Source organism: Kribbella sp. NPDC059898 (assembly GCF_042730855.1).
GTDB lineage: Bacteria > Actinomycetota > Actinomycetes > Propionibacteriales > Kribbellaceae > Kribbella.
Map to the genome: position 1 here is coordinate 628,738 of NZ_JBHWKR010000003.1, position 25,063 is coordinate 653,800.

At 69.4% G+C, this 25,063-nt stretch carries 22 protein-coding genes; 9 read left to right on the top strand and 13 right to left on the bottom strand.

Annotated elements, in window-relative coordinates:
- Positions 1 to 2 precede the first annotated feature (2 nt).
- The 6 genes from fdhD to ACFV9C_RS13245 form a co-directional block, all read right to left on the bottom strand.
- Positions 3 to 827 (bottom strand): formate dehydrogenase accessory sulfurtransferase FdhD, encoded by an 825-nt coding sequence (fdhD, locus tag ACFV9C_RS13220; protein WP_380193304.1) that lies wholly within the window; start codon positions 825 to 827, stop codon positions 3 to 5.
- A complete protein-coding gene (locus ACFV9C_RS13225; protein ID WP_380193305.1) occupies positions 815 to 2,023 on the bottom strand; it encodes an MFS transporter in 1,209 nt (402 codons plus the stop codon). Before ACFV9C_RS13225 ends, fdhD begins: the two co-directional genes overlap by 13 nt.
- Positions 2,007 to 4,292, bottom strand: coding sequence for an FdhF/YdeP family oxidoreductase (locus ACFV9C_RS13230; protein WP_380193307.1), 2,286 nt, complete (start codon positions 4,290 to 4,292; stop codon positions 2,007 to 2,009). Before ACFV9C_RS13230 ends, ACFV9C_RS13225 begins: the two co-directional genes overlap by 17 nt.
- A gap of 72 nt (positions 4,293 to 4,364) precedes the next feature.
- Entirely contained in the window at positions 4,365 to 5,336 is a 972-nt protein-coding gene (locus tag ACFV9C_RS13235; protein WP_380193310.1) for an AAA family ATPase, read from the bottom strand.
- Positions 5,337 to 5,340: 4 nt separating this feature from the next.
- The gene (locus tag ACFV9C_RS13240; RefSeq protein WP_380193312.1) at positions 5,341 to 5,766 is read right to left on the bottom strand and encodes a ribulose bisphosphate carboxylase small subunit; all 426 of its coding nucleotides are present in this window, start codon (positions 5,764 to 5,766) and stop codon (positions 5,341 to 5,343) included.
- A 13-nt stretch (positions 5,767 to 5,779) separates the two neighbouring features.
- Positions 5,780 to 7,216, bottom strand: a complete 1,437-nt coding sequence (locus ACFV9C_RS13245) for a form I ribulose bisphosphate carboxylase large subunit (protein ID WP_380193314.1) — start codon at positions 7,214 to 7,216, stop codon at positions 5,780 to 5,782.
- 99 nt (positions 7,217 to 7,315) lie between these two features.
- Here ACFV9C_RS13245 and ACFV9C_RS13250 point away from each other — a divergent pair, with 99 nt between their 5' ends.
- Both ACFV9C_RS13250 and ACFV9C_RS13255 read left to right on the top strand, forming a co-directional pair.
- On the top strand, positions 7,316 to 8,218 hold the full coding sequence (locus ACFV9C_RS13250; RefSeq protein ID WP_380193316.1) for a LysR family transcriptional regulator: 903 nt from the start codon (positions 7,316 to 7,318) through the stop codon (positions 8,216 to 8,218).
- Positions 8,219 to 8,254: 36 nt separating this feature from the next.
- A complete protein-coding gene (locus ACFV9C_RS13255; RefSeq protein ID WP_380193317.1) occupies positions 8,255 to 9,256 on the top strand; it encodes a class I fructose-bisphosphate aldolase in 1,002 nt (333 codons plus the stop codon).
- 13 nt (positions 9,257 to 9,269) lie between these two features.
- Here the strand turns inward: ACFV9C_RS13255 and ACFV9C_RS13260 are convergent, their stop codons facing one another.
- Both ACFV9C_RS13260 and ACFV9C_RS13265 read right to left on the bottom strand, forming a co-directional pair.
- Positions 9,270 to 10,427, bottom strand: a complete 1,158-nt coding sequence (locus tag ACFV9C_RS13260; RefSeq protein ID WP_380193319.1) for a GAF domain-containing sensor histidine kinase — start codon at positions 10,425 to 10,427, stop codon at positions 9,270 to 9,272.
- Positions 10,424 to 11,110, bottom strand: a complete 687-nt coding sequence (locus ACFV9C_RS13265) for a response regulator (protein WP_380193321.1) — start codon at positions 11,108 to 11,110, stop codon at positions 10,424 to 10,426. Before ACFV9C_RS13265 ends, ACFV9C_RS13260 begins: the two co-directional genes overlap by 4 nt.
- Before the next feature lie 138 nt (positions 11,111 to 11,248).
- On the opposite strand from ACFV9C_RS13265, the gene rpe reads away from it, so the two are divergent.
- The 3 genes from rpe to ACFV9C_RS13280 are packed head-to-tail and all read left to right on the top strand — an operon-like array spanning position 11,249 to position 14,554.
- A complete protein-coding gene (gene rpe / locus ACFV9C_RS13270; RefSeq protein WP_380193323.1) occupies positions 11,249 to 11,923 on the top strand; it encodes a ribulose-phosphate 3-epimerase in 675 nt (224 codons plus the stop codon).
- The gene (tkt, locus tag ACFV9C_RS13275; RefSeq protein WP_380193324.1) at positions 11,923 to 13,851 is read left to right on the top strand and encodes a transketolase; all 1,929 of its coding nucleotides are present in this window, start codon (positions 11,923 to 11,925) and stop codon (positions 13,849 to 13,851) included. The genes rpe and tkt overlap by 1 nt, the downstream gene beginning before the upstream one ends.
- A gap of 1 nt (position 13,852) precedes the next feature.
- Positions 13,853 to 14,554: an HAD-IA family hydrolase gene (locus ACFV9C_RS13280; protein ID WP_380193325.1), complete on the top strand. Its 702-nt coding sequence runs from the start codon at positions 13,853 to 13,855 to the stop codon at positions 14,552 to 14,554.
- 98 nt (positions 14,555 to 14,652) lie between these two features.
- On the opposite strand, the gene ACFV9C_RS13285 is transcribed toward ACFV9C_RS13280, so the two are convergent.
- Both ACFV9C_RS13285 and ACFV9C_RS13290 read right to left on the bottom strand, forming a co-directional pair.
- Positions 14,653 to 15,531, bottom strand: a complete 879-nt coding sequence (locus ACFV9C_RS13285; RefSeq protein WP_380193326.1) for a phosphoribulokinase — start codon at positions 15,529 to 15,531, stop codon at positions 14,653 to 14,655.
- Positions 15,532 to 15,540: 9 nt separating this feature from the next.
- On the bottom strand, positions 15,541 to 16,623 hold the full coding sequence (locus tag ACFV9C_RS13290) for a class 1 fructose-bisphosphatase (protein ID WP_380193328.1): 1,083 nt from the start codon (positions 16,621 to 16,623) through the stop codon (positions 15,541 to 15,543).
- A 188-nt stretch (positions 16,624 to 16,811) separates the two neighbouring features.
- On the opposite strand from ACFV9C_RS13290, the gene ACFV9C_RS13295 reads away from it, so the two are divergent.
- The gene (locus ACFV9C_RS13295) at positions 16,812 to 17,828 is read left to right on the top strand and encodes an HAD-IIA family hydrolase (RefSeq protein WP_380193329.1); all 1,017 of its coding nucleotides are present in this window, start codon (positions 16,812 to 16,814) and stop codon (positions 17,826 to 17,828) included.
- A gap of 50 nt (positions 17,829 to 17,878) precedes the next feature.
- On the opposite strand, the gene ACFV9C_RS13300 is transcribed toward ACFV9C_RS13295, so the two are convergent.
- Both ACFV9C_RS13300 and ACFV9C_RS13305 read right to left on the bottom strand, forming a co-directional pair.
- The gene (locus ACFV9C_RS13300; RefSeq protein ID WP_380193331.1) at positions 17,879 to 18,538 is read right to left on the bottom strand and encodes a hypothetical protein; all 660 of its coding nucleotides are present in this window, start codon (positions 18,536 to 18,538) and stop codon (positions 17,879 to 17,881) included.
- Between the two features lie 27 nt (positions 18,539 to 18,565).
- Positions 18,566 to 18,727: a hypothetical protein gene (locus ACFV9C_RS13305; RefSeq protein WP_380193332.1), complete on the bottom strand. Its 162-nt coding sequence runs from the start codon at positions 18,725 to 18,727 to the stop codon at positions 18,566 to 18,568.
- A gap of 317 nt (positions 18,728 to 19,044) precedes the next feature.
- Here ACFV9C_RS13305 and ACFV9C_RS13310 point away from each other — a divergent pair, with 317 nt between their 5' ends.
- Complete coding sequence (locus ACFV9C_RS13310) at positions 19,045 to 20,268, top strand: PucR family transcriptional regulator (RefSeq protein ID WP_380193334.1); 1,224 nt, start codon at positions 19,045 to 19,047, stop codon at positions 20,266 to 20,268.
- Between the two features lie 101 nt (positions 20,269 to 20,369).
- Here ACFV9C_RS13310 and ACFV9C_RS13315 read toward each other — a convergent pair whose 3' ends face one another.
- Positions 20,370 to 22,523 (bottom strand): alkaline phosphatase family protein, encoded by a 2,154-nt coding sequence (locus ACFV9C_RS13315; RefSeq protein WP_380193336.1) that lies wholly within the window; start codon positions 22,521 to 22,523, stop codon positions 20,370 to 20,372.
- A gap of 204 nt (positions 22,524 to 22,727) precedes the next feature.
- Between ACFV9C_RS13315 and ACFV9C_RS13320 the strand changes: the two genes are divergently transcribed.
- Both ACFV9C_RS13320 and ACFV9C_RS13325 read left to right on the top strand, forming a co-directional pair.
- The gene (locus ACFV9C_RS13320; protein WP_380193337.1) at positions 22,728 to 23,885 is read left to right on the top strand and encodes an imelysin family protein; all 1,158 of its coding nucleotides are present in this window, start codon (positions 22,728 to 22,730) and stop codon (positions 23,883 to 23,885) included.
- Positions 23,878 to 25,062 carry a Dyp-type peroxidase gene (locus ACFV9C_RS13325; protein ID WP_380193338.1) on the top strand — a complete coding sequence of 395 codons (1,185 nt, stop codon included), beginning with the start codon at positions 23,878 to 23,880 and terminating at the stop codon, positions 25,060 to 25,062. Before ACFV9C_RS13320 ends, ACFV9C_RS13325 begins: the two co-directional genes overlap by 8 nt.
- The last annotated feature ends 1 nt before the right edge of the window (position 25,063 follow it).

Consider the following 25,063-nt stretch of genomic DNA (forward strand, 5'->3'; position numbering starts at 1 on the left):
GGTCACCCCGCGACTCGGCTTCCTCCGGTGTACACGTTCATCGACGTACCCCGGAGGAAGCCGACGAGCGTCAGCCCGCTCTCGGCCGCGAGGTCGACCGCCAGCGACGACGGAGCGGAAACCGCCGCCAGCAAGGGGATCCCGGCCATCACGGCCTTCTGCACGAGCTCGAACGACGCGCGACCACTCACCATCAACACGGTCGAACGCAGGGGCAGCAGGCCAGAGCGCAGCGCATACCCGACGACCTTGTCGACCGCGTTGTGCCGGCCGACGTCCTCCCGGAGACAGACCAGCTCGCCGGCCGCGGTGAACAGCCCGGCCGCGTGCAGTCCCCCGGTGCTGTCGAAGACTCGTTGGGCCGCCCGTAGCCGGTCCGGCAGCGCCGCCAGGACCTCCGGCGCGACCCGCAACGGATCGTCGCCCACCGACCACGCAGCCGTGGTCCGTACGGCGTCCAGACTCGCTTTGCCGCACAACCCGCAGGAGGAGGTCGTGTAGAAGTTCCGCTCCAGGGACGCATCGGGCGGCTCGACCCCGGGCGCCAGCCCGACGTCCACCACGTTGTACGTGTTGCCGCCGTCCGCTGTCGCGCCGGCGCAGTACCGTACGGCAACCACGTCGTCGGCGGCATGCACGACGCCCTCGCTCACCAGAAAGCCGACCGCGAGATCGAAGTCGTCGCCGGGCGTCCGCATGGTCACGGTGAGCGGCCGGCCGGCGACCCGGATCTCCATCGGTTCCTCGGCGGCCAGGGTGTCGGGACGGTGCTCGCCCACACCGTTCCGGATCCGCAGTACCCGCCGCCGTACTGTCACTCGTCCCATGAGGTGAGCCTTTCGCCGGAGCTCGGTTCGGGGTGGCCGTGCTTCCGGCTGTACACGGCCGCGACGGTGAGGAACACCAGGCCGACCAGCGCGAGCACGACGAGCATTTCCTGGTACGACGCGGACCTCGCGCTGATCGCGAGCACCAGCGGCGCGAGGAACCCGCTGTGCGCGACGCCCTGGAACAGCGCGGCCGCCGTCGGCAACGCGGACGGCGATGCCAGCCGACCGATCTCGGCCAGCCCGGACTCGAGCGTCAGCCCGTAGCCCGCGCCGAGCACGACCGCGGCGGCCACGACCGCGACCGGGGAGGCGCGATCTACGGCGACCGAGCCGACGAGCAGGCCGATCACCACGGTGGCCATCGCGATCAGCGTCGCTCGCGCGCTGCCGGGCCGGTCGATCCGAGCGGCGGCCGGCTGCACCAGCAGCCCGACCGTCAGCGTCACGGCCGCCACCAGGCCACTGAACAACGGCGCATAGTCGTGGATGCGATCGACCACCAGCGGGGGCAGTACGACGTACGACACGGTGACAGCGGCGAAGACGGCGGGACTGGCCGGCAACACGACACCGACGAAGCGCGGATGGGTGACCGCGGACCAGCGCTCGGCGGACACGTGCTGACGGACCGCGCGACGGCCGGCCGTCTCAGGAAGGTTCGCGGTCGCCCGGAGCAGCAGCAGGGCGAGTACGGCGTGCACCAGCGGCGGCAGGACCAGCGGATGCGGCAGCCACTCGACCATCGCACCGGCCGCCAACGGCCCGAAGGCGAACCCCGTGCCGGTCGCGTACACGGCGTACCGGGTCCCGGAGCCCTGCGACGACTGCCCCAGCCACGCCGCGGCCGCCGACACGATCACGCCGGTGGCCACGCCGGTCGACAACCGACTGACGTACACCGCGGCCTCGGAGACAACCGAGAGCGCAAGCACACAGCTGGCGACCGCGGTCAGCGCCAGGGCGAGGCGTACGACGCGACGTACGCCGAACCTGTCCGCGGCGCGACACCCCAGCAACAGCGCCGGAACCAGCCCGAGCAGGTACGTCGTGAACATCGCGACGACCCGGAGCGTCGACCAGCCCTGGTCCAACCGGTACGCCACGGACAGCGGCGTGAACTGGTTCGCGCCCCAGCCACCGACCACCAATGTCGCCGCGATCAGGAGCCTGGCACGCTCACCCCGCGGCGGCAACGGGCTCCAGCCGAACGATCACGCCTTTCGAGGTCGGCGTGTTGCTGATGTCGGCCACGCTGTCCAGCGGCACCAGGACATTCGTCTCCGGGTAGTAGGCGGCCGCCGACCCGCGGGCCGCCGGGTACGCGACCACGCGGAACGCCGGAGCACGCCGCTCGACACCGTCGTCCCACACGCTGACTACGTCCACCAGTTCACCGTCCGAGAGCCCGCGCTCCGCCAGGTCCTCGGGGTTGACCATCACGACGCGGCGGGCGTGGTGGATGCCGCGGTACCGGTCGTTCATCGCATACGGGACGGTGTTCCACTGGTCGTGCGACCGCAGCGACTGCAGCACCAGGTATCCGGTCGGTGGTGTGAGCATCGCGAAGTCGTTGCAGGTGAAGACGGCCTTGCCGCTGGGGGTATGGAAGACGCCTTCGTTGACCGGGTTGGGCAGATGGAAGCCTCCGGGCGCGGCGACGCGCGCGTTGAAGTCCTCGAAGCCCGGGACGACCCGCGCGATCCGAGCGCGGATCGTGCCGTAGTCGCGCTCGAACTCCTCCCAGTCGACCGGCACGGCGTCACCGAGCGTCCGGCGGGCCAGCCGGCAGAGGATCGCGACCTCGCTGAGCAAGGACGGCGACGCCGGGTCGAGGCGCCCGCGCGAGGCGTGTACGTCGCTCATCGAGTCCTCGACCGTGACGAACTGCTCGCCCGACGCTTGAAGATCGCGGTCGCTGCGGCCTAGCGTCGGCAGAATCAGCGCGATCTCCCCGCAGACCGTGTGCGACCGGTTGAGCTTGGTGGAGATCTGCACGGTCAGCCGGCAGCGGCGCATCGCCTCCTCGGTGACGTCGCTGTCCGGGGCCGCGCGGACGAAGTTGCCCGCGGCACCGACGAACACCTTCGCCCGGCCGTCGCGCATCGCCCGGATCGCACCGACCGAGTCGACACCGTGCTCGGCCGGCGGGGTGAACCCGAACTCCCGGCCGAGTGCGTCGAGGAACTCCTGCGGCATCTGCTCCCAGACGCCCATCGTCCGGTCGCCCTGCACGTTGCTGTGCCCCCGGACCGGGCAGACCCCGGCGCCCGGGCGGCCGATGTTCCCCCGGAGCAGCAGGAAGTTCACCACCTCACGGATGGTGGGTACGCCGTGCTTCTGCTGCGTCAGCCCCATCGCCCAGCAGACGATGACCTTCTTGCTGCGGAGCACCCGCTCGTGCACCTCGACGATCTCCTCGAGGGTCAGGCCGGTGGCGGCGAGTACGTCGTTCCAGTCGGCCTTCCGCGCGTGCTCGGCGAACGCCTCGAAGCCCACGGTGTTCCGCCGGATGAACTCGTGGTCGAGTACTGCGCCTGGCGCGGCGTCCTCGGCCTCGAGCAGCAGCCGGTTGAGCGCCTGGAACAAGGCGAGGTCGCCACCCGGCCGGATCTTCAGGAACTGGTCGGCGATCGCCGTCCCGCGGCCGATCACGCCCCGCGCCTTCTGCGGATTCTTGAAGCGGATCAGCCCGGCCTCGGGCAGTGGGTTGACGGCGACGATCGTTCCCCCGTTGCGCTTGGTCTCCTCCAGCGCGGACAGCATCCGCGGGTGGTTCGTCCCCGGGTTCTGCCCGACGACGAAGATCAGGTCGGCGTCGTAGATGTCGTCCAGGGACACGCTGCCCTTGCCGATGCCCAGCGTCTCCTGCAGGGCGAACCCGCTGGATTCGTGACACATGTTCGAGCAGTCCGGCAGGTTGTTGGTCCCGAACGCCCGCGCGAACAACTGCAGCAGGAAAGCTGCCTCGTTGTTGAGCCGGCCCGAGGTGTAGAACAGCGCCTCGTCGGGCGAGTCCAGTCCGCGGAGCTCGTCGGCCAGCAGGTCGAAGGCCTCGTCCCAGCTGATCGGCTGGTAGTGGGTGCCGCCCGGGACCTTGATCATCGGCTCGGTCAGCCGGCCTTGCTGGTTCAGCCAGTAGTCCGACGTGCCGTCCAGCTCGGCGATCGAGTGCTCGCGGAAGAAGTCTGCCGTGACCCGACGGGTGGTGGCCTCGTCGTTGATGTGCTTGGCGCCGTTCTCGCAGTACTCGTTCTTGTGCCGGTGCTTCGGCTCCGGCCACGCGCACCCCGGGCAGTCGAACCCCTTGGTCTGGTTGATGTTCAGCAACGTCAGGGCGGTACGGCGTACCGAGTTCTCCTCCAGCGAGTACTCGATGGCGTGTGCCACCGCCGGTACGCCGGCCGCCCAGGTCTTCGGCGGGGTGACGGACAGATGGTCGCTGGGGTCCTCGATCGTGCTCATCACCGACATCGTCCGGCACCCTTCCTGAAGGGGTCAAAGAACCATGTTCGATGACCCGATAGCCACTGTCGATCAGCTCTGGTTCCCGGCGAACAGGCTGCTGCCGTACACGTCCTCGGCAGTCAGCGTGACGAGATCCTGCTTCCCCAGCGGCCGGTGCAGCCCGACCAGCCGGCGCGCCTGGCGCAACCGGCAGCGCTCGATCGCGTTCCGGACGCTCCGGGCGTTCGAGAACCGCGGCCGCTGCATCCGCAGGGTGAGGTACTCCGAGAACACCTCGCGGGCCTGCTCGTCGAACCGGAAGTTCTCCGACGCGACCATCAGGTCCGCGATCTGCACCAGTTCCTCGTGGGTGAAGTCGTCGAACTCGAGGTGGTGCGGGACGCGCGAGCTCAGCCCCGGATTGGCCGAGAAGAACGTGGCCATCCGGTCCGGGTAACCGGCGAAGATCACCACCAGGTCGCCGCGTTCGTTCTCCATCTCGGTGAGCAGGATCTCGATCACCTCCTGGCCGTAGTCCCGTTCGTTCTCCGGGCGGAACAGGTAGTAGGCCTCGTCGATGAACAGCACGCCACCCGCGGCCCGCGCGATCGCCTCCTTCGTCTTCGGGGCGGTGTGCCCGATGAACTGGCCGACCAGGTCGTCGCGGGTGACGGTGTGCACCCGCGGCGCCCGGATGTAGCCGAGCGCGTGCAAGATGGTTGCCATCCGCAACGCCACGGTCGTCTTGCCGGTTCCCGGCCCGCCGGTGAAGCTCATGTGCAGCGTCGGTCTCGAGGCCGTCAGCCCGAACTGGTGCCGGGCCCGGTCGACCTGGAGCAGCGAGGCGATCTCCCGCACCCGGCGCTTCACCGACGCGAGGCCGATCAGCTCGCTGTCCAGCGCGGTCAGGGTCTCCTCGACCCTCGCCGCCGCCTCGTCCGCCGACAGGTCGAGCTCAGCGTCGTCGCCGAGGAGCTCCGGTTCGGGCAGCGCCTCGCCGTCGGTCGGTGCGGCCGCCGCGTCGGACGGCCGTGGAAAGCCGAATCCCTTGGGCTTGTCCATCGGATCACTCGCCCGCGTAGCGCGCCCCGGCCGGCGTGGTCGTGGCGTAGGACTTCACCGAGTAGCGCTGGGTACGGTCCGGCCCGTCCTGACGCTCGAGCACGAAGCCTGGCTCCTCCGCCGGAGACTGGACCAGGAAGGACAACGCGGTGGACTGACGGCCGAGACGCGCGTCGTACGCGAGCACCCGGACGTAGTGGCCGGGATACGTCGTACGGCATTCGTTGATCTGGGCGAGCACGCCGTCCGGCTCGGCGAGGTCGAACATCGGCAGACCCCACATCTCCCAGTAGATGTTGCGCGGGTGCGGGTCATCGGTGTACTCCACCGACACCGGCCAGCCGTTGTCCAGGGCGTACCTCACCTGGGCGGCGATCTCGTCGTCGGTGAGGTCGGGCAGGTACGAGAACGTCCCGTAGCGGAACTTCATCGGTCAGCTCCTTTCAGGCCGACGCCGACGCGGTCGGCACGAAGTCCGGCGCATCGGTGCTCGTGTAGTCGAAGGTGACCTCGCCCCAGGTCGACAGCGCGGCCGCCAGCGGCTGGCAGGACTTGGCCGCGTTCCGCAGTACGTCGGGACCCTCGCGCAGCAGGTCGCGGCCCTCGTTGCGCGCCTTCACCATCGCCTCCAGCGCAACCCGGTTCGCCTCGGCGCCCGCGGCGATGCCGTACGGGTGGCCGATCGTCCCGCCGCCGAACTGCAGGATCACGTCGTCGGAGAACAGGTCCAGCAGCTGATGCATCTGGCCGGCGTGGATGCCGCCGGACGCGACCGGCATCACTCCGGGCATCGAGGCCCAGTCCTGGTTGAAGAAGATCCCGTTCTCCAGGTTCAGCGGGACCCGGTTCTCCCGCAGCGTGTCGTAGTACCCGCGGGTGGTGGCCGGGTCGCCCTCGAGCTTGCCGACGACCGTCCCGGCATGCAGGTGGTCGACCCCCATCAGCCGGCACCACTTCGCGATCACGCGGAAGCTCACGCCGTGCGTCTTCTGCCGGGTGTACGTCGAATGCCCGGCGCGATGCAGATGCAGCAGTACGCCGTTCTGCCGGGCCCAGATCGCCATCGACTGGATCGCGGTGTAGCCGATCGTCAGGTCGATCATGATCACCAGGCTGCCGAGCTCCTTGGCGAACTCCGCGCGCCGGTACATCTCCTCCATCGTCCCGGCCGTCACGTTGAAGTAGTGCCCCTTCAGCTCACCGGTCTCGGCGACGGCCTTGTTGACCCCCTCCATCCCGAACAGGAAGCGGTCCCGCCAGCGCATGAACGGCTGCGAGTTGATGTTCTCGTCGTCCTTGGTGAAGTCCAGGCCGCCCTTGCAGGCCTCGTAGATCACCCGCCCGTAGTTGCGCGCCGACAGGCCGAGCTTCGGCTTGATGGTTGCTCCGAGCAACGGACGGCCGTACTTGTTGAGCAGCTCGCGTTCCATCACGATCCCGTGCGCGGGCCCCTGGAAGGTCTTCGTGTACGCGACCGGGATCCGCATGTCCTCCAGCCGCAGCGCCTTCAGCGGCTTGAACCCGAAGACGTTGCCGATGATCGACGACGTCAGGTTCGCGATCGAGCTCTCCTCGAACAGGTCGATGTCGTAGGCGATGTAGGCGAAGTACTCCCCCGGCCTGCCCGGGACCTCGTCGACGCGGTACGCCTTGGCCTGATAGTGGGTGTTGGCGGTCAGCCGGTCGGTCCAGACCACGGTCCAGGTCGCGGTGGACGACTCGCCCGCCACGGCCGCCGCCGCCTCGATCGGCTCGACACCGTCCTGCGGCGCCACCCGGAACACCGCCAGGACGTCGGTGTCCTTGGGCACGTAGTCGGGGTTCCAGTACCCCATCCCGGCGTAGCTCTGGACGCCCGGGTCCCAGCGTTCTTTCGTCATCGGCACTCCCCTTCTCGGTTCAGGTGCTACCAGTCTGGGAGCGGAACAGATCAACTACAATTGACAAATCTCTGCTCATCGATAAGGGATGATTTAACGATGGCCGATCTGCCGGCGGCCGCCACGTGGGGCCGGCTCCAAACGTTTCTGACGCTGTACGAGACCGGAAGCGTCCGCGCAGCTGCCGAGGCCCTGCACGTGACACCGCCCGCCATCTCGGCGGCGGTCGCGGCGCTGGAGTCCGCTCTTGGTACGACGCTGTTCGCGAAAGCCGGCCGGGGCATCGTGCCCACCGACTCGGGCGAGACCTTCGCCCGCTACGCCCGCAAGCTGCTCGGCCTGCTCGCCGAGGCATCCGGCGCGGTGCACGACGCCGATCGCGGCCGGGTCCGGATCGGCGCCGTGGCGACCGCGAGCGAGTACGTCCTGCCCCGGTTGATGGCATCCTTCGCCGCGGAACATCCGCAGGTCATGCTCTCGCTGTCGGTGCTGCCACGCGACGAGCTGTTCGCACTCGCCGCCGACCACGCCGTCGATCTCGTGCTCGCCGGTCGCCCGCCACGAGGTACCGGACTCGTCACCAGGGCGCGGCGGCCGAACCGTCTGGTGCTGGTCGGTCACCCAGGTCTTCGTGAGAACCCACTGACGAAGACCTGGCTGCTCACCGGACTGGGGTCCGGCACCCGCGACACGACGCTGTCGCTGCTCGGCAGGCTCCAGGCCGCGCCGCCGTTGCTCACCCTCGGTACGTCGGGAGCGGCGGTGGCCGCGGCGCGCGAGGGCCTCGGCGTCACGCTCGTCCACGAGGAGGCGGTCCGCGCCCACCTGGACACCGGCCGGTTGGCGTCGTACGCCGTACCTGGCACTCCGCTCGACCGGCCGTGGCACCTGTGTACGACGTCCGAGCCGACGGCGGCCACGCGCCTGTTCCTCGAGCATGTCTGCGACACCGACCGCGTCGGCGAGGCAGCGTTTCACACCCGGAATCGCCCGAAAGGGTGAGTGCGGCCAGGGGTCGCGAGGCGCAGCATGCTGGGCATGACGACCACGATTCCCGCCCACGTGCCGACCCTGGCGGAAACCGCGCAGCGGATGACCCGCGGCGGGCGCGGTGTGCTCGCCGCCGACGAGTCGATCAAGACGATGTCGGCCCGGCTCGAACAGGAGGGCATTGCGGCGAGCCCGACCGCGCGGCGTGACTACCGCGAACTGCTACTCACCGCCGCCGGTCTCTCCGAGTCGGTGAGCGGCATCATCTTCGCCGACGAGACGTTCGGCCAGCAGCTCTCCGACGGCCGGAGCTTCCCGGACGCCGCGCACGAGCTCGGCGTCCTCCCCGGCATCAAGGTCGACACAGGCACCTCTCCCCTGGCCGGCCACAACGGCGCCCTCATCACCGAGGGTCTCGACGGTCTGGGCGCGCGACTGGCGTCATACGCCGAGCGGAGGGCCGCGTTCGCCAAGTGGCGCGCGGTCTTCGACGTCCACACGATCACCGAGTACGTCGCCCGGGCGAACGGCCATGCCCTGGCGAGGTACGCCGCCCTGTGCCAGCAGCACGGGATCGTGCCGATCGTCGAACCGGAGGTGCTCTGCACCGGCGATCACGACCTGGCGTCCTGCGACCGGGCCACCCGGCTGGCGCTGACGGCGCTGTTCGACGAGCTGCGGCAGGCCGGTGTCGACCTGACCGGCATCGTGCTCAAGCCGAACTTCGTCACGCCCGGCCTCGCGGCGCCTCCGGCACCCGCCGACGTCGTCGCGCGGGCGACGTTCGAGGTGCTGCACGACATCGTGCCCGCCGCCGTACCGGGGATCGCGTTCCTCTCCGGCGGGCACACCACGGCCGACGCCTGCTCCTTCCTCCACGAGTTGAGCGGTATGCCGGACCTTCCCTGGTCCGTGACGTTCTCCTTCGGACGAGCGCTGGTCAGCGCCGCGCTGCAGGCCTGGGCAGGCGACCCAGCGAACGTCGCGACCGCCCAGCAGAAGCTGCTCGCCAACTGCCGCGAGGCGGCGAGCGCGACCCGCCCGAGCTAGCTGCGGCGCCCGATCAGAGCGGCAGCTCGACCAGGACGGTCGTGCCGCGGCCGGACACGGACTCGATCCGCAGTGACGCCTCGATCATCGCGCAACGCTCCGCGACCGAGCTCAGCCCGAAGTGCTGCGCACCGTCGACGCCGGCCGTCCGCACCACCCGGCGCAGCCCGGTGTCGAAGCCCTTCCCGTCGTCGGCGCAGCCGAACACGATCGAGTCACCGACCCGCCGCAGCGACAGCACGATCCGCTCCGCGTCGGCATGTTTGACCGCATTGGCCAGCGTCTCCTGGGCGATCCGGTAGAGCGCGGCTGCCGCGTGATCGGGAATGTCCTCGAGATCGGCCGCGGGGTCGACGACCAGATCGACCGCCGGTCCGTCCTCCCGGGCGACCATCTGGGCCAGTGACTCGATCGCCGCCACCAGCCCGAGATCGTCGAGCACCAGGCTGTGCAGACCGGAGATCGCGGCCCGGGTCTGGTTGTACGCCAGGTCGGCCAGGGTACGCGCGGACACGAGCTCCGCGCGGGCACGTTCGAGGTCCTGGGCCTGGCCAGTCCCGGTCGTGTGGGCCGCGACCTCCGAGACGGTGAGGTCGGCCGCGGACAGATGGAACGACATCGACGCCAGCGCGGTGGTCACGCCGTCGTGCAGGTCGAACGCGATCCGCCGGCGCTCGGCCTCCTGCGCCGAGATCGCCTGCTTGATCAGCCTGTCCCGCTCCGTGCGGTGATGGTTGACCGCGCGCCACAACTGTTCCGCGTGCAGTCCGAGGCCGAGCACCGCGACGTACGGCCGCGCGGTCTCCACGTCGCCCGGACCGAACGGCCGTTGCGGGCTGCGGTGCACGGCGAGGACACCGACGATCCGGTCCTCCAGCCCGAACAGCGGCAGGCACATCCGGGCGACGGTTTCCTTCGGCTCGAGCCCCAGCAGCTGGCGGTGCAATGGGTTCCGCGGGGAGTCCGCGTCCAGCAGCACCGGCTCCTTCGTGCGCGCGACCAGACCGGTGACGCCGAACCCGACCTGCAGGGTGAGTTTCCCGGAGGACGGGTGCCCGGGCCACAGGTCGGCGATGGTCAGATCCTGGTCGTCGATCGCATAGATCAGGACGCCGTCGGCTGCGAAGACCCCAGCGAGCTCTGCCGCGGTCGGCACCGCGCCGCGGCTCAACGGAACAGACCCTCTCGCAGGGCGACCGCGATCGCGCCGCTGCGGTCGGAGACGCCGAGCTTGCGGTAGAGCCCGCGGATGTGCGTCTTCACAGTGTCCTCGCTGACCACGAGCTTGCTCGCGACCGCCCTGTTCGAGTGGCCGGAGACGAGCAGCTCCAGCACCTCCGACTCACGTTGGGTGAGTCCCAGGTGTGCGCCCGACCAGAACTCCCCCGCGCTGAGGCGTGCCGCGGACAGGGCGACCCGGCCCGCCAGCGCGTGGTCGACGGCGGTCTCGCCCTCCCGAACACGATTCAGATGACCGACCAGCTCCCGGCCGTCGATCCGCTTCAGGATGTACCCCGAGGCGCCGACGCGGAGCGCCTGGTACAGGTAGTGCTCGTCGTCGTACACGGTCAGCAGCACGACCTTGGTGTCCGGGTACTGCGTGGTGATCTGCCGGCAGAGATCGAGGCCGGACTCCTTGCCGATGCGGACGTCGCAGAGCACGATGTCGGGCCGCTGCTCCGTGACCAAGGCGAACGCCGCCGTTGCGTTCGTCGCGTGCCCGACGATCGTGACCTGGTCCGGGAAGTGCCCGAGCATCGAATCGAGGCCGTGCAGCACCATCTCGTGGTCGTCGACCAGCACGAGCCGCAGCGGCGGCAGCGCCGTCGGAGGGGTCGGGGATGACACCGGCATACCGATCAGCGTACGGCGGCCGACGGGGTGATCCGCCGCTTTCGCCGCGATTTCACCCGGGGCTCCACCCGGCCGGGTGAGTCCGCCGGGACGCCGTACCCGGTCCGATGGAGCCAGCCGATCAGAAAGGCCAGAACCATGACCGAGCCGCTCGTCGTGCCGTCCGTCCTGCCCGCCGACTTCGCCCGCCTCGGCGAGGAGGTCCGCGAGCTGTGCGAGGCCGGTGTCGACCGGATCCAGTGGGACGTCATGGACGGCGTGTTCGTCCCGAACCTGACGTTCGGCCCCGACGTCATCGCGGCGGCCCGGCCGTACAGCACCGTCGGCTTCGAGGCACACCTGATGGTCGTGGAGCCCGACGAGCTGCTGGGGCGCTACGTGGACGCCGGCTGCGAGCTGGTGATCGTGCACGCCGAGGCCTGCAGACACCTGCACCGCACGCTCGCGCGGATCCGCGACCTCGGCGCCCGGAGCGGCGTCGCCCTGAACCCGCACACCCCGGTGGACACGGTCGCGCACGTACTGGCCGAGACCGACCTGGTGCTGGCGATGACGGTGAACCCGGGGTTCGGCGGGCAGGCGTACCTCGCCGCGGTGGAGCCGAAGATCGCCCGCCTGCGACGGATGATCGACGAGTCCGGGCGGCCGATCGAGCTCGAGGTCGACGGTGGCGTCACCGACAAGACGATCCGGGCGGCGTCCGCGGCCGGTGCCGACGTCTTCATCTCGGGTTCGTGGATGTACGCGTACCCGGACGGCAAGGCCGCGGCAGTGAAGCGGCTACGTGCCGCGGCGAAGGAGGAGGCAGCCTGATGACCGACGTTCTGCACACCCGGTTCGTGCCGTCCACGGAGACCGACCGGCTGGCGATCGACACGCTCCGCTTCCTCGCCGCCGACATGGTGCAAGCCGCCAATTCGGGCCATCCGGGGATGCCGATGGGCGCCGCCCCGATGGCCTGGACCGTGTGGAGCCGGCACCTCCGCCACGACCCCGCAGCGCCCGGCTGGGCAGACCGCGACCGCTTCGTGCTGTCCGCGGGCCACGGCTCCGCCCTGCTGTACGGTCTGCTGCACATCTTCGGCTACGACCTTCCCGAATCCGAGTTGCGCCGGTTCCGCCAGCTGGGTTCGCGCACTCCGGGCCATCCGGAGTACGGCGAGACGCCGGGCGTCGAATGCACCACCGGACCACTCGGCCAGGGCCTCGCGATGGCCGTGGGTATGGCGCTCGCGGAGCGGCTGGAGCACGCGCGCTACCCGGAGATCACCGACCACCACACGTACGCGATCGTCGGCGACGGCTGCCTGATGGAGGGCATCAGCCACGAGGCGGGATCGTTCGCCGGGCATCTCGGTCTGGGCCGGCTGATCGTGCTGTGGGACGACAACGCAATCACCATCGACGGCAGTGTCGACCGGTCGTGCGGCGATGACCAGCAGGCCCGCTTCGCGGCGTACGGCTGGCACACCGAGGCGGTGCTCGACGGGACGGACGTCGAGGCCGTCGACCAGGCGATCAAGCGGGCGAAGGCCGACCCACGACCCAGCTTCATCGCGGTCCGGACCGTCATCGGCCGCGGCGCGCCGGGTGTGGAGGGCACGTCGAAGGCGCACGGCTCGCCCTTGGGTGACGAGCTGCTGGCCGAGACCAAGCGGCTCGCGGGCTGGAACTATCCGGCCTTCACGGTGCCGGCGGAGGTCCGTGCCGCCTGCGCCACGCTGGCCGCGGAAGGAGCCCGCGAACACACAGCCTGGCAGGATGCCTTCGCAGCCTTCTCGGATGCTGCCCCGGAGCGCGCCGCCGAGTTCCGCCGGGCCGCGGCCCGCGAGCTGCCCGCGGGCCTCGATGCGGCCTTGCGATCCGTCGTCGGCGCTGTTCCGCGGGCCACCCGGCAGTCCTCCCAGGCCTGTCTGAACGCCGTTCGCCCGATCATGCCCGAGCTGGTCGGCGGCAGCGCGGACCTCGCCGGGTCGACCGGCACCGTGTTCGGCGAGCTGGTCACGAAGGACAACTACTCCGGTCCGGCGATCGCGTTCGGGATCCGCGAATTCGGCATGGCCGCGTTCCTGAACGGCATCAGCCTGCACGGCGGCTTCCGCGTCTTCGGCAGCACCTTCCTGGTCTTCGCCGACTACCTCCGGCCGGCGCTCCGACTGTCGGCGTTGATGAAACAACCAGTGATCTACGTGTTCACGCACGACTCGATCGCCGTCGGCGAGGACGGCCCGACACACCAGCCGATCGCGCACCTCGACTCGCTCCGGGTGATCCCCGGCCTCCAGGTTCTCCGCCCGGCCGACGACGCCGAGACCGCCGAGGCGTGGCGTCTCGCGCTCGAACGGACCGACGGCCCCACCGCGCTGGTCCTGTCGCGACAGGCGGTCCCGCAACTCGACCGGCGGGAGTTCGCCGACGACGAGCCCGTGTCGATCGAGATCGTCGCCACCGGTTCGGAGGCATCGCTCGCGGTCGCGGTCGCGGAGCGCCTGCGCACGCTCGGCTACAGCGTGCGCGTCGTACCTGTGCTCGACCGGTCGCAGTATGTGCCTGGGATGGCACCGACAACCGTCAGTATCGAAGCCGGCAGCACCGCCGGGTGGAGCGGGCTCGTGGATGTTGCCATCGGCATCGACTCGTTCGGATCGAGCGGTCCCGGCGACGAGGTGATGGCACACCACGGTTTCACGGCGGAGCAGGTCGTCGCCCGGATTCAGGATCACCTGTCCGAGCGGAGCTGACGTGACAGCCCGGCTCGAGGCCGTGATCTTCGACGTCGACGGCACGCTCGTCGACAGCGAGCGGGACGGACACCGGGTAGCGTTCAACGCCGCGTTCGAGGAGGCTGGACTGCCCGATCGGTGGGACGTGGCGACGTACGGGCAACTCCTTCGGGTCGCCGGTGGGAAGCAGCGGCTGGCGTTCTGGTTCGAAAACACCGGCCGAGCGCGGGCCGAAGCACTTGACCTCGCGCAGCGCCTGCATCGGCGCAAGACGCAGTACATGCAGGCACTCGTCGCGGAGGGCGCTATCCGGGCGCGGCCCGGCGTACACCAGCTGCTCGACGTGCTTGAGACGAGCGGCATCGCGCTGCATGTCGCCACGACCGGGACCCGGGCCTGGGTCGAGCCGCTGCTGGACGGCGTGTTCGGGCCCAGGTTCCACACGATCGTCACCGGTACCGAGGTTCCGCGGCTGAAGCCCGATCCCGCGGTCTATGAGCGCGTGTTGCAGCTGACCTGTCACCGGCCCGGCGTCGCGATCGCCGTCGAGGATTCCGCGAACGGAGTCCGCGCCGCAGTCGCGGCCGGCCTGCGGTGCGTGGCCGTACCCAACGCCTACACCCGCGATGACGACCTGGCCCGGGCGACGCTTGTCACCGACGGGCCTGATGATCCCGTGCTGGTCAGATGGTTCCAGCGTCAGCTCGCCGGAGGCGGATGACCGGCAGCACCCGTGGCCGAGGCCGGGCTCCATCCGCAGACGCTGCAGGCGTGCTCATGCGGTCGGCGCCCATGGGCAGGTTCCTCGTCGTACCGACCTCAGGACGCGGCCCGGTCCCGGCGCTCGAGCAACCGCCACAACATCGGCGTGAAGATCAGCTGCATCGCCAGGTCCATCTTCCCGCCCGGGCAGACGATCGTGTTCGGACGCGACATGAACGAATCGTGCAGCATCGAGAGCAGATACGGGAAGTCGATCCCGCGCGGGTCCTTGAACCGGATCACCAGCATCGACTCGTCCGGTGTCGGGATCGTCCGCGCGATGAACGGGTTCGACGTGTCGACCACCGGCACGCGCTGGAAGTTGACGTCCGTCCGGGAGAACTGCGGGCACATGTAGTTCACGTAGTCGTGCATCCGGCGCAGGATCGTCTCCGTCACGGCCTCGGTCGAGTAGCCGCGTTTCGCCTTGTCCCGCTGCAACTTCTGGATCCATTCGAGATTGATCACCGGAACGACACCGATCAGCAGGTCCGCGTACTGCGCGACGTCGACCTTCTCGGTGGCCACGGCGCCATGCAGCCCTTCGTAGAACAGCAGATCGGTGCCGCCAGGGATCGCCTCCCACGGCGTGAACGTGCCCGGCTCCTGCCCGTACGGCGCTGCCTCGTCCTGATCGTGCAGGTACTTGCGGACCCGTCCGGTGCCGCTTTCGCCGTACTCCCGGAACAGGGTCTCCAGCTCCTCGAACAGGTTGGCGTCCGGCCCGAAGTGACTGAAGGTATGGTCCCCGTCGCTCAGCGCCCGGGACATTTCGCCCTTCATCGCCATCCGGTCGTAGGAATGAAAGCTGTCGCCCTCGACGAACGCGGCGTCGACCTGCTCGCGGCGGAAGATCTGCTCGAAGGTACGCATCACCGACGTGGTGCCGGCGCCGGACGATCCGGTGATGGCGACGACAGGGTGCTTGACCGACATGGCTGCTCCTCAGGTGGTGGCGCGAAAGAGACCCCGCAGGCCGTACAGCGGGTGGTCCTGCTCGTCGACCCCGTCCGCGGCCGGGGCCTCGTGGTGGTACCTGGTGATCCGCTCGACCTCGTCACGGGCACCGAAGACGAGCCCGATCCGCTGGTGCAGCTCGGTGGGAACGACGTCCAGCACCCGCTCGCGACCGGTCGTCGCCAGGCCTCCGGCCTGCTCGATCAGGAGCGCGACGGGATTGGCCTCGTACAGCAACCTGAGGCGGCCTTCCTTCGTCGGGTCCTTGGAGTCGCGCGGATACAGGAAGACACCGCCGCGGGTGAGGATCCGGTGCGCCTCGGCGACCAGCGACGCCACCCAGCGCATGTTGAAATCCTTCCCGCGCGGCCCGTTGACGCCCTGCAGACACTCGTCGATGTACCGCATCACGGCCGGCTCCCAGAAGCGCCGGTTCGACGTGTTCACGGCGTACTCCGAGGTCGTGGCCGGGACGCGGATGTCCCGGCGGGTCAGGAAGAACTCGCCGAGATCCGGATCGAGGGTGAACGCGTGCACGCCGGTGCCGACCGTCAGCACCAGGACCGTCGACGGACCGTAGATCGCGTAGCCGGCGGCGACCTGCTCGGTCCCGGGCTGCAGGAAGTCCTCGGTCTTCGCCGGCTCCCCCGGCACCGCGGCGCGCAGGATCGAGAAGATGCTGCCGACCGACACATTGACGTCGATGTTCGACGAACCGTCCAGCGGATCGAACGTCAGCAGGTACTTGCCGCGCGGGTACTGGGGTGGGATCGGGTACGGCTCGTCCAGCTCCTCCGACGCCATCCCGGCCAGCTGCCCGCCCCACTCGTTGGCCCGGAGGAAGAGGTCGTTGGCCACCACATCGAGCTTCTGCTGCTGCTCGCCCTGAACGTTGACGGCGCCGTGCTTGCCGAGCACGCCGGTCAGCGCGGCCGACGCGATCTGCCGCGAGATCGCCTTGCAGGCCAGCGCGACGTCGTGGATCAACGCGTTCAGCTCGCCGCTCGAACCCGGGAACCGCCGGCGCTCCTCGATGAGGAACTGGGTCAGTGTCGAGCGCTCGGTCAACATCTCATCACTCCTCACAGATCGGCCGCATCCCCAGAACACCAGGCCGCCGGGAAGGCGACATCCACCCGTGGGGTGACCGCGGGGGTGGACCTTCCGGATCGCCTGCGAGTTCACTCCCACGGGTGAACCGGCGGGCTGTCCGCGGTTCTAGCCTCGTGCGCACGACCTGCACTCGTCGAAGGAGCGAGATGACAGCCGAACCTCTGATGACGCGGTACCGGGGGCTGATCTGCGACCTCGACGGCGTGGTGTACCGGGGAGCGGCCGCCGTACCAGGCGCGATCGAGACTCTCAACGATCTCATCGCCGACGGCGTCCAGGTCGCCTTCGCCACCAACAACGCCTCGCGTCCGCGCGACGCCGTCCAAGGTCACCTCCGCGCACTGGGGCTCAGGCCCGGCCGGTGGTCAGCGGTCACCAGCGCGCAGGCCGCCGCGTCGTACCTGTCCGCACGCCTCCCGCCACAGACCCCGGTGCTGGCTGTCGGCGGCGCCGGCGTCGCCGATGCGCTCGCGGACGTCGCTCTCAGACCGGTTCGGGCGTCGGAGCTCACCGGTACGCCGGTTGCCGCGGTCGTCCAGGGTCTGGGCGCGGATGTCTCGTGGAGCGAGCTAGCGGAGGTGGGCTACCTCGTCCAGGCCGGGACGACCTGGGTCGTCACCAACCTCGACCTGATGCTGCCGACCGCACGAGGCGCGGCGCCCGGAAACGGTGCGCTCGTCGCGGCCGTGCAATCCACGACCACCGCGATTCCGCACGTGGTCGGCAAACCGGGCCCGGCGCTGTTCGACCTGGCCCGGTCCCGCCTCGGAACCGGGCCCGCCGCCACGCTCGTGTGTGGTGATCGCCTCGACACCGACATCGCCGGAGCGAACGCGGCCGGCCTCGACTCGATCCTCGTCCTGTCCGGAGCGGCTCGCCTGCAGGACCTCGCCTTCGCGCCCCCGGCAGAGCGACCGACGTACGTCGCAACCGGCCTCACCGGCCTGCTCCAGCCTCCGCTGCGTCTGCGCGTCGAGCCGACCGACCACCTCGAGGCCGGCCCGGACGCCCTGCTACGACCCCACTCGGCCGGCAATCGCAGCGTGATCCAGTCCGTGGTAGCCGCCGCGTGGGCCGCCTGCGACCAAGGCCGCGTCGTCCTCAGCGACCGGTCCACCTGGCACGCCCTCGAACACCACCTCGGCCTCACTGTCGAGGCATGAAGTCCACAGGCGAACCGTCCAGTGACGTTCTGCTCACGACGAGGTGCCGGTCAGCGACCGGTAAGTTCCTTGGCCTTTGACTCCAGATCTGCGTCGGTCGCGGCGGAGAGGTCGATGTCAGCGGTCGCGGCGAGCTGCCGCGCCACCTGCGGGTGATGGGCCTCGAGCCGCTCGACGAACGCGGCCGCGGCGTCCGATTTGCCGGCGCCGTGCCCGAACAGCACGAAGGTGCGGGATCTCACCAGCGGCCGCAGGGCCGACGCCAGGTCGTCGAAGAATCCTTTGAGCTCGGCTTCGTCATCGCGGCCACGCTTGCGCTCGACGGTACGCATCCGCCGGGCAGACGCGCTCTGGTTGCGGACATCCCGCTCGGTCTCCCGCACCTTGGGCGTCTCCAGATCGAAGTCCAAGATCCGGGCGCCGAGGTCGTCGATGGTCACGACGAGTAGATCGCCGGCACCCTTGTCGTCCGGCGTATCAGCAAGCAGGTGGCGTGCCATCTCGACGTCCTCGATCGACACCCGGCCGTTGTGCGGACGATGAAACACCATTCGGTGCCCGTTGAGCTTCACAGCCAGTCGGTCGCCGCTCTCATCCTCGACGTCGTCGGCGATGTCCTTCCACATCGTCACGAACCGATCCCACAGCAGGTCTCTCGGTGCAGGTTGCGCCAGAATCGCCTCATACGTCTTGCGAATGTGCCCGTCCACTGTCTGCCTCCAAACCACGAGATGTCGCTACGTCTTGGCGATCGGCCGATGGCGGCGGATCCGCGCGTCGAGGGTGTCGACGACGAGGGCGATGCCGTCCTTGGCGAGCATCGACATCCCGGAGTTCAGGATGAAGCCGCCGGTTGCGAGCCGGAGCGGAACCTGCCATGCCTTCCAGTCAAGCCTCATGGTGATCCTCCCGCTCGTTCCGGACCAGATCGTTGCTGCAGGCATCAGCCGGAGTGCCGGAGCGCAGGCACCCTGGAACCGTACCGCCAGGCGAGTGGACCGGCAGTAGGTCGCGGCAGCATTTGTTCGATGTCACTGCCCCAGTTGTCCGGCACACCATCCGCACCGCGGACCCGAAGCTGTGAAGGTCGTCGTGACCGTGATCGCCAGATTGGTCGCACCAACAACCTCCGACGGCTGATCCGTCGTTCGACGACACCGGGGCGCGGATGTGCTGAGATAGGACGCAGCATCCGGTCCGTCATGAGAGCGAGCACATGATCGACAACCAACCGGTCGGCCTGAGTGATCTGCTCACCTGGGCCGAGGAGCAACTGCCCGACCTGATCGAGCAGGCTTGCACGGCGGTACTCGCCCGGATTCCCCTCTACCGAGCCGCCAAGGCGGTCCCGATCGCGGACCTGCGCCGCGCCGTCGGCCGCAACCTCGAATTCCTGGTCACCGCTGTCCGCAACCCAGGTGCGCCGCTCGATCTGTCTGTGCCGCGGGAGACCGGCCGCCGGCGGGCGCAGCAGTCCGCTCCACTGCCCGAAGTACTGCAGGTCTATCGGATCAGCTTCGCGACCCTTTGGGACGCGTTGCTCGACCACGCCCGCAAGAGCGGCGACACATCGACGACCGAGGCTCTGCTGTCGACGGCGAGCAGGATCTGGCAGATCACCGACGAACACGCACTAGCCGTCACCGAGGCCTACCGCGAAGCGACCGCGGAGCTGCTGCTCGCCCGCCAACGTCGCCGTGGAGCCTTGGTCGAGGCCTTGCTGACCGGCCAGCCGGGCCCCGACGGCGGGCCCTGGGAAGCCGCGGCCCTGCTCAGTTTCCCTCCTGGTGCGCAGGTGTTCGTCGTCGCGGCCGAGACCCGCTCGTTGGCAGAGGAGAGCCTGCCTGCAGTCGAACGCCGATTGGCCGAGCACGGGGTGGTCTCGGGCTGGCGACTGACTCCGACGCTGCAACTCGGGCTCATCGCCGCCACCGCCGCGCAGCAGGACAGCGCGCTGCTCACCCTGCGTGACATCGTCACGGCGCGGACCGGTGTCAGTCCGGCGTACTCGGACCTGACCGACACTCCGAGAGCACTGCAACTCGCGCGAACCGCGATGGCCAGCTTGCCGGCCGGGCACGCCGCGGTCCACCGCTTCGACCCCAGCCCGCTCGCCGCTCTCGTCGCGATGGACCCGGGCGAGGGCCGGCGGATCGCCTCCGCGGTCCTCGGTCCGGTGCTGGTGCTACCTGCCGAAGACCGCGAAGTCATGCTGTCGACGATCGACGCCTACATCCGCCACGAAGGCTCCGCCGAGCACGCCGCCCGGGTCCTGAACTGTCACCCGAACACCATTCGCTACCGGCTTCGGCGCCTGCAGGAACTTACCGGCCGATCCCTCACGGACCCTCGCGACGCGGCTGAACTCGCCGGCGCGTCGTACGCCGTCCGCCTCGATCCGATCGCGCCGACTCGAGGCGCGGCCCGTACCGGAACCTGATTGCCGACAGCTGGCAGCGTACGGACTGGGCCGTCGCCGCCTCGCAGAGGTGCCCGGGGTTCGGGCACCTCTGTGAGCTGCTCAGCTCAGTGGCGGAAGGGTTACTTCTCCGCGACGCGGCCGGCGTAGCGGTGGTTGAAGTCTGGGGACTCCTTCGCGGTGATGATGACGTCGTAGTAGCCGTCCTCGGTCGGCCAGGTGATGACGGTCTGCTTGCCGGCGGGGACCTGGATCGTCGTGGTCCGGCCGGCGAAGTCGTTCGCGGTGAGCGTGTAGGTCACTGACTTGCGGCCGACGGCGGACAGGGTGAACTCGACCGTTGCGGCCGAACGCCCATGTGCCTTGACCAGCCGGACGTCGACCCGCGGCTGGGGCGAGGTCTGGTCGGTGGCGACCGTGCCCGCGAAGGACCGGATGAAGTGGTCGGGGCCGTAGAACGTGAACGCGTACTTGCCGTTCGTCGTCCTGGTGTCCCACGTGTACGACTTCGGCCGGCGGTTGCAGGCCGTGAGCGGCAGCGCGTCCTGGCCGATGCCGAGCGGCTCGGCGCCGGTGAGGGCGGGTACGTACTTGTCGGCCAGCCCGACCAGGCTGATCGCCTTGCCGTCGGGACCGCCTTCGACGGTGAAGGTCGCGGTCACGGCGCCGGTGACCGGGTTCTCGACGAGGACTCCGTTGGGCTGGTACGACAGCGGGCTCCGCTTCGCCCGGCCGGTGATCGGCTGGGTCGGCATGACCTGGGCACCGACGGCCGGCTGGGGTACGGGCGGCAGGCCGGCGTCGACGACGACCGACTTCAGCAGGTCGGCCGGCTTCGGCAGCTTCGGGAACGACGTGTCGAAGGTGCCGAAGTCGATCGCCGACAGCAGGTTGCCGGCGACGCTGCGCCGCCAGTCGTTGATGTTCGTGCAGATGGCGGGCTTGCCGAGGCTCTTGGTCCACTCCTCGATCAGCTGGATCGTCGAGGTGTGGTCGAAGACCTCGGAGTTGACGAAGCCGCCGCGGGTCCACGGCGAGACCAGCACGAACGGCACCCGGCCGCCGAAGCCGGGCTTGATCCCGGGCGCGCGCTCGCCGGTGGTGCCGGCCTCGGGGATCGGCGGTACGACGTGGTCGAAGAAGCCACCCTCACCGATCCGGTTCGCGTGGTCGGGCTCGTCGTAGTTCAGGATGATCAGCGTCGACTCCCACAGTTCGGGGTTCTCGTGCACCGCCTGGATCACCCGGTCGGTGTAGACAGCGCCGTTGTTCGGGGCGTACGTCGGGTGCTCGGTCCACGCCGCGGGCGCGACGATCCACGACACCTCGGGGATGTCGCCGGACGCGCAGTCGGCGATGAAGTCGCGCAGTACGTAGTCGACGTTCGAGGTGTCGTTCTTGATGCCGGCCGGCTGCGTGGTGTGGGCGTACACGACGTTGCCGCGGGCAAGCAGGCCCTGGCGGGGCAGGGTGTTCTCCGGGTTCGCGTTCTTCGGGTCGAACGCCGCGAACGAGCGGACCGTGTTATCGGTGTAGTCGCCGAGGAAGTTGTCGTCGGTGTCGTTGTTGACGTAGATCTGCCAGCTGACACCGGCGTCCTGCAGCGTCTCGGGGTACGTCTTGAACTTGTACGCGTAGCCGTAGTCGCCGTTGTTGTTGATGACCGGGCCGCCCTGCGTGCCGGCCGCGTCGTTGGTGCCGGCCCACATCATGATGCGGTTCGGGCTGGTGCTGGTGTCCAGCGAGCAGAAGTAGTGGTCACCGACGGTGTAGGCCTTGGCGATCGCGTGGTGCCACGGCACGTCGGCTTCCATGAAGTACCGGTTGCGCGCGCTGGTGTTCTGCGCGTTGTACTTCAGGCTGTCCGCGTGGTACGGCAGCAGGTAGCCCTCGGCGCGGCTGTTCGGGTCGTAGTAGATCGTCCGGCCGTTCTGCCAGGTCAGCACCTGCTTGTCACCGAAGCCGCGGGCGCCGGCCAGGTCGAGGGTGCCGAAGTAGTGGTCGAACGACCGGTTCTCCTGCATCACGATCACGACGTGCTTCAGGTCCTTGATCGTGCCGGTGCGGTGCGAGTGCTGCGCCGGCTGCGAGCCGGTCGTGCTGCCGGCCGTCGCGGCCGGGTTCGGCGCGGCCTGGGCCGGAACGCTCGACAGCCCCCCGGCGGCGACCGCGGCGCTCGCGGCGCCCGCGGTCTGCATCAGCCGGCGCCGGCTGATCCGGTTGCGCTCCGGGGTCGCCTTGGTGCCGTCCGCGGGTGCCGCATCGTTGTCAGACATGGGTTTGCTACCTAGCCTCTCGTGGCGGGGATTCCCACAAAGTCAATGTCGAAAGGTCCGGACCTCGCGAGCATCGTGTCGTGAACATTCCTTGAAGACTCAGTGAGTCCGCGAGTTCGGCCCGCCCGGCAGGTCACCCGCTGTTCACCAGCGCGTCGTGGGCAGCATCGGATCCGTTCACCACCGCCGCCCAGCGTGGGGCTGGTGAGCAGCAGGACGGCCTCGGCGGCCGCACAATCCTTGCCGTCGAGCCGGCCGCAGCCCATCGTCCTGATCGTTGGCTCGCCCTACGGCATCGACGACTGGCTCGGCGGACAGGCCGGCCGCTACGACTTCGTGTTCGTCAACAACGAAGGCGCCGGCGCGGAGGTCTACCTGGAGGATCCCGCGACCGGACGGATCTACCTCGAGGTCGAGCACTTCGGCCGCGGCGTCAGCCGTGCGGTCACGGCACCGGTCCCGCCCGGAACGTACCGCTGGGTCTGCATCACCGACTACACGATCAAGTACAGCCGGCCGGTCGTCGTCACCGGCGACCCGCTGCCGTACGACGTGCACGGGATCGTCCCCGTGACCGGGCTCGACCTGCGGATCCCGATCAACTCCTACGTCGCCTGGATCACCGGACAACTGCCCACGCTCACCCGCCAGGTCGAAGAGCTGAGGGACACCTTGCGAGCCGGTGACGCGGCCAAGGCCCGGTGTGACTGGCTGGCGGCCCACCTCACGTACGAGACGCTCGGCGGCGCGTACCGCGCGTACGACGAGACCGGTGACGACATCAACGCCGACCCGCCGCGCGGCGTCGCCCCCGACCGGCTCGCCGACGCTGACTTCGCCGGCTTCCGCAAGATCGAGGCGATGCTGTGGCACGACCGCCCGGCCGCGACGATCGTGCCGTCCGTCGACGCGCTGGTCGAGGCGATCGGGCGGCTCGCCGAGGAGCTGGCGCTGCCGAACGCGATCATGCCGATCGACATGGGCCGGCGGGCTCACGAGATCCTCGAGGACGCACTGCAGTGGGATCTGAACGGGATCGGTGACGCCGGCAGCCAGAGCGAGTTGGCGACCGTGGATGCGAACCTCACCGGGGTCTGGCAGGCGCTGGACCCGCTTCGGCCGATCCTGCGCAAGCAGAACCCGTACCTGGACCAGACCGACGAGCAGCTCCGGCTCACCCAGCAACTGGTGCGCACCCATCACCACGACGACGGGTGGGTCGGCCTGAAGCACCTCTCCGTCCGGCAGCGGGCCGCCGTCAACGCGGCGGTCCAGCACAGCGTCGAGCTGCTGTCCCACGCGGCCGCCATCGTCGACCCACGCAACGCCACCAGCGACCGAGGCCCGATCACCCATGACTGACCCCGCGCCCGTACCCACCGTCCCCGTAGTACCAGCTGGCCGGCCGTTCGAAGGCCCTCACCAGGCCGGCATTCTCGACCCCGCGCAGCAGGCGGCGATCGTCGTCGCGTTTCTCGTGACCGCGGCCGACCGGCCGGCGCTGGAGCGGATGTTCCGGACGCTCACCGCGACCATCCGGTACCTGGTCACCGGCGACGACGCACCGGCCGGGCGCGGCAGCCACGACGGTCTCGTGTCGACGCCGTACGAGAACGGCGTACTCGGCCCGGGCACGGTGCCCGACGGCCTCACGGTCACGGTCAGCGTCGGCGCCGGGCTGTTCGACGACAGGTACGGCCTCGCCGACGTCAAACCGGCCCGGTTGCGGCCGATGGACGAGTTCCCGAACGACGCACTCGACCCCGACCGCTGCGACGGTGACCTGCTGCTGCAGATTTGCGCCGACCACCGCGACACCGTCCTGCACGCGCTACGCATCCTGATGCGCGCGACCCGCGCCGACCTGCAGGTGCTGTGGCAGCAGGAGGGCTTCACCAGCCCGCCACGGCCGACCGGGACGCCCCGCAACCTGTTCGGTTTCAAGGACGGCACGGCCAACCAGGAGATCCTCCACCGTCCCGATCTGCTCGACCAGCTGGTGTGGACCAAGGCCGGCGGCGACGAACCGGCCTGGGTGACCGGCGGTTCGTACCACGTGGTCCGGCTGATCCGGATGTTCGTGGAGTTCTGGGACCGAATCTCGATCAACGAGCAGCAACGCATCTTCGGCCGCGACCGCGACACCGGCGCACCGCTGTCCGGCCGTCCGGGCGAACGAGTCGCCGGCCAGGAGGAGCTGCAGCTTCCGAGCTACTACCGGGACGCGCACGGCAACACTGTCCCGCTGAACGCCCACATCCGCCTCGCCAATCCCCACGACGGCACCGCCGAGGACCGGCGGATGCTGCGCCGCGGCTTCAACTACAGCGCCGGAGTCGAGCCGAACGGCCAGCTCGACCTGGGGATGATCTTCATCTGCTTCAACGCCGACCTCGACCGCCAGTTCGTCGCCGTACAGACCCTCCTCATCGACGAACCCTTGGTCGACTACATCTCCCCCTTCGGCGGCGGCTACTTCTTCGCCCTGCCCGGCGTACAGAACGCCGACGACTGGTTGGGGCGCACCATGCTCGCCTGAA

Bases quoted from the DNA above. Each gene is read 5' to 3' on its own strand.
- fdhD (WP_380193304.1), bottom strand. From the start codon at position 827: ATGGGACGAGTGACAGTACGGCGGCGGGTACTGCGGATCCGGAACGGT.
- ACFV9C_RS13230 (WP_380193307.1), bottom strand. From the start codon at position 4,292: ATGAGCACGATCGAGGACCCCAGCGACCATCTGTCCGTCACCCCGCCG.
- ACFV9C_RS13235 (WP_380193310.1), bottom strand. From the start codon at position 5,336: ATGGACAAGCCCAAGGGATTCGGCTTTCCACGGCCGTCCGACGCGGCG.
- ACFV9C_RS13240 (WP_380193312.1), bottom strand. From the start codon at position 5,766: ATGAAGTTCCGCTACGGGACGTTCTCGTACCTGCCCGACCTCACCGAC.
- ACFV9C_RS13245 (WP_380193314.1), bottom strand. From the start codon at position 7,216: ATGACGAAAGAACGCTGGGACCCGGGCGTCCAGAGCTACGCCGGGATG.
- ACFV9C_RS13250 (WP_380193316.1), top strand. From the start codon at position 7,316: ATGGCCGATCTGCCGGCGGCCGCCACGTGGGGCCGGCTCCAAACGTTT.
- ACFV9C_RS13255 (WP_380193317.1), top strand. From the start codon at position 8,255: ATGACGACCACGATTCCCGCCCACGTGCCGACCCTGGCGGAAACCGCG.
- ACFV9C_RS13265 (WP_380193321.1), bottom strand. From the start codon at position 11,110: ATGCCGGTGTCATCCCCGACCCCTCCGACGGCGCTGCCGCCGCTGCGG.
- rpe (WP_380193323.1), top strand. From the start codon at position 11,249: ATGACCGAGCCGCTCGTCGTGCCGTCCGTCCTGCCCGCCGACTTCGCC.
- tkt (WP_380193324.1), top strand. From the start codon at position 11,923: ATGACCGACGTTCTGCACACCCGGTTCGTGCCGTCCACGGAGACCGAC.
- ACFV9C_RS13285 (WP_380193326.1), bottom strand. From the start codon at position 15,531: ATGTCGGTCAAGCACCCTGTCGTCGCCATCACCGGATCGTCCGGCGCC.
- ACFV9C_RS13290 (WP_380193328.1), bottom strand. From the start codon at position 16,623: ATGTTGACCGAGCGCTCGACACTGACCCAGTTCCTCATCGAGGAGCGC.
- ACFV9C_RS13295 (WP_380193329.1), top strand. From the start codon at position 16,812: ATGACAGCCGAACCTCTGATGACGCGGTACCGGGGGCTGATCTGCGAC.
- ACFV9C_RS13305 (WP_380193332.1), bottom strand. From the start codon at position 18,727: ATGAGGCTTGACTGGAAGGCATGGCAGGTTCCGCTCCGGCTCGCAACC.
- ACFV9C_RS13310 (WP_380193334.1), top strand. From the start codon at position 19,045: ATGATCGACAACCAACCGGTCGGCCTGAGTGATCTGCTCACCTGGGCC.
- ACFV9C_RS13315 (WP_380193336.1), bottom strand. From the start codon at position 22,523: ATGTCTGACAACGATGCGGCACCCGCGGACGGCACCAAGGCGACCCCG.
- ACFV9C_RS13325 (WP_380193338.1), top strand. From the start codon at position 23,878: ATGACTGACCCCGCGCCCGTACCCACCGTCCCCGTAGTACCAGCTGGC.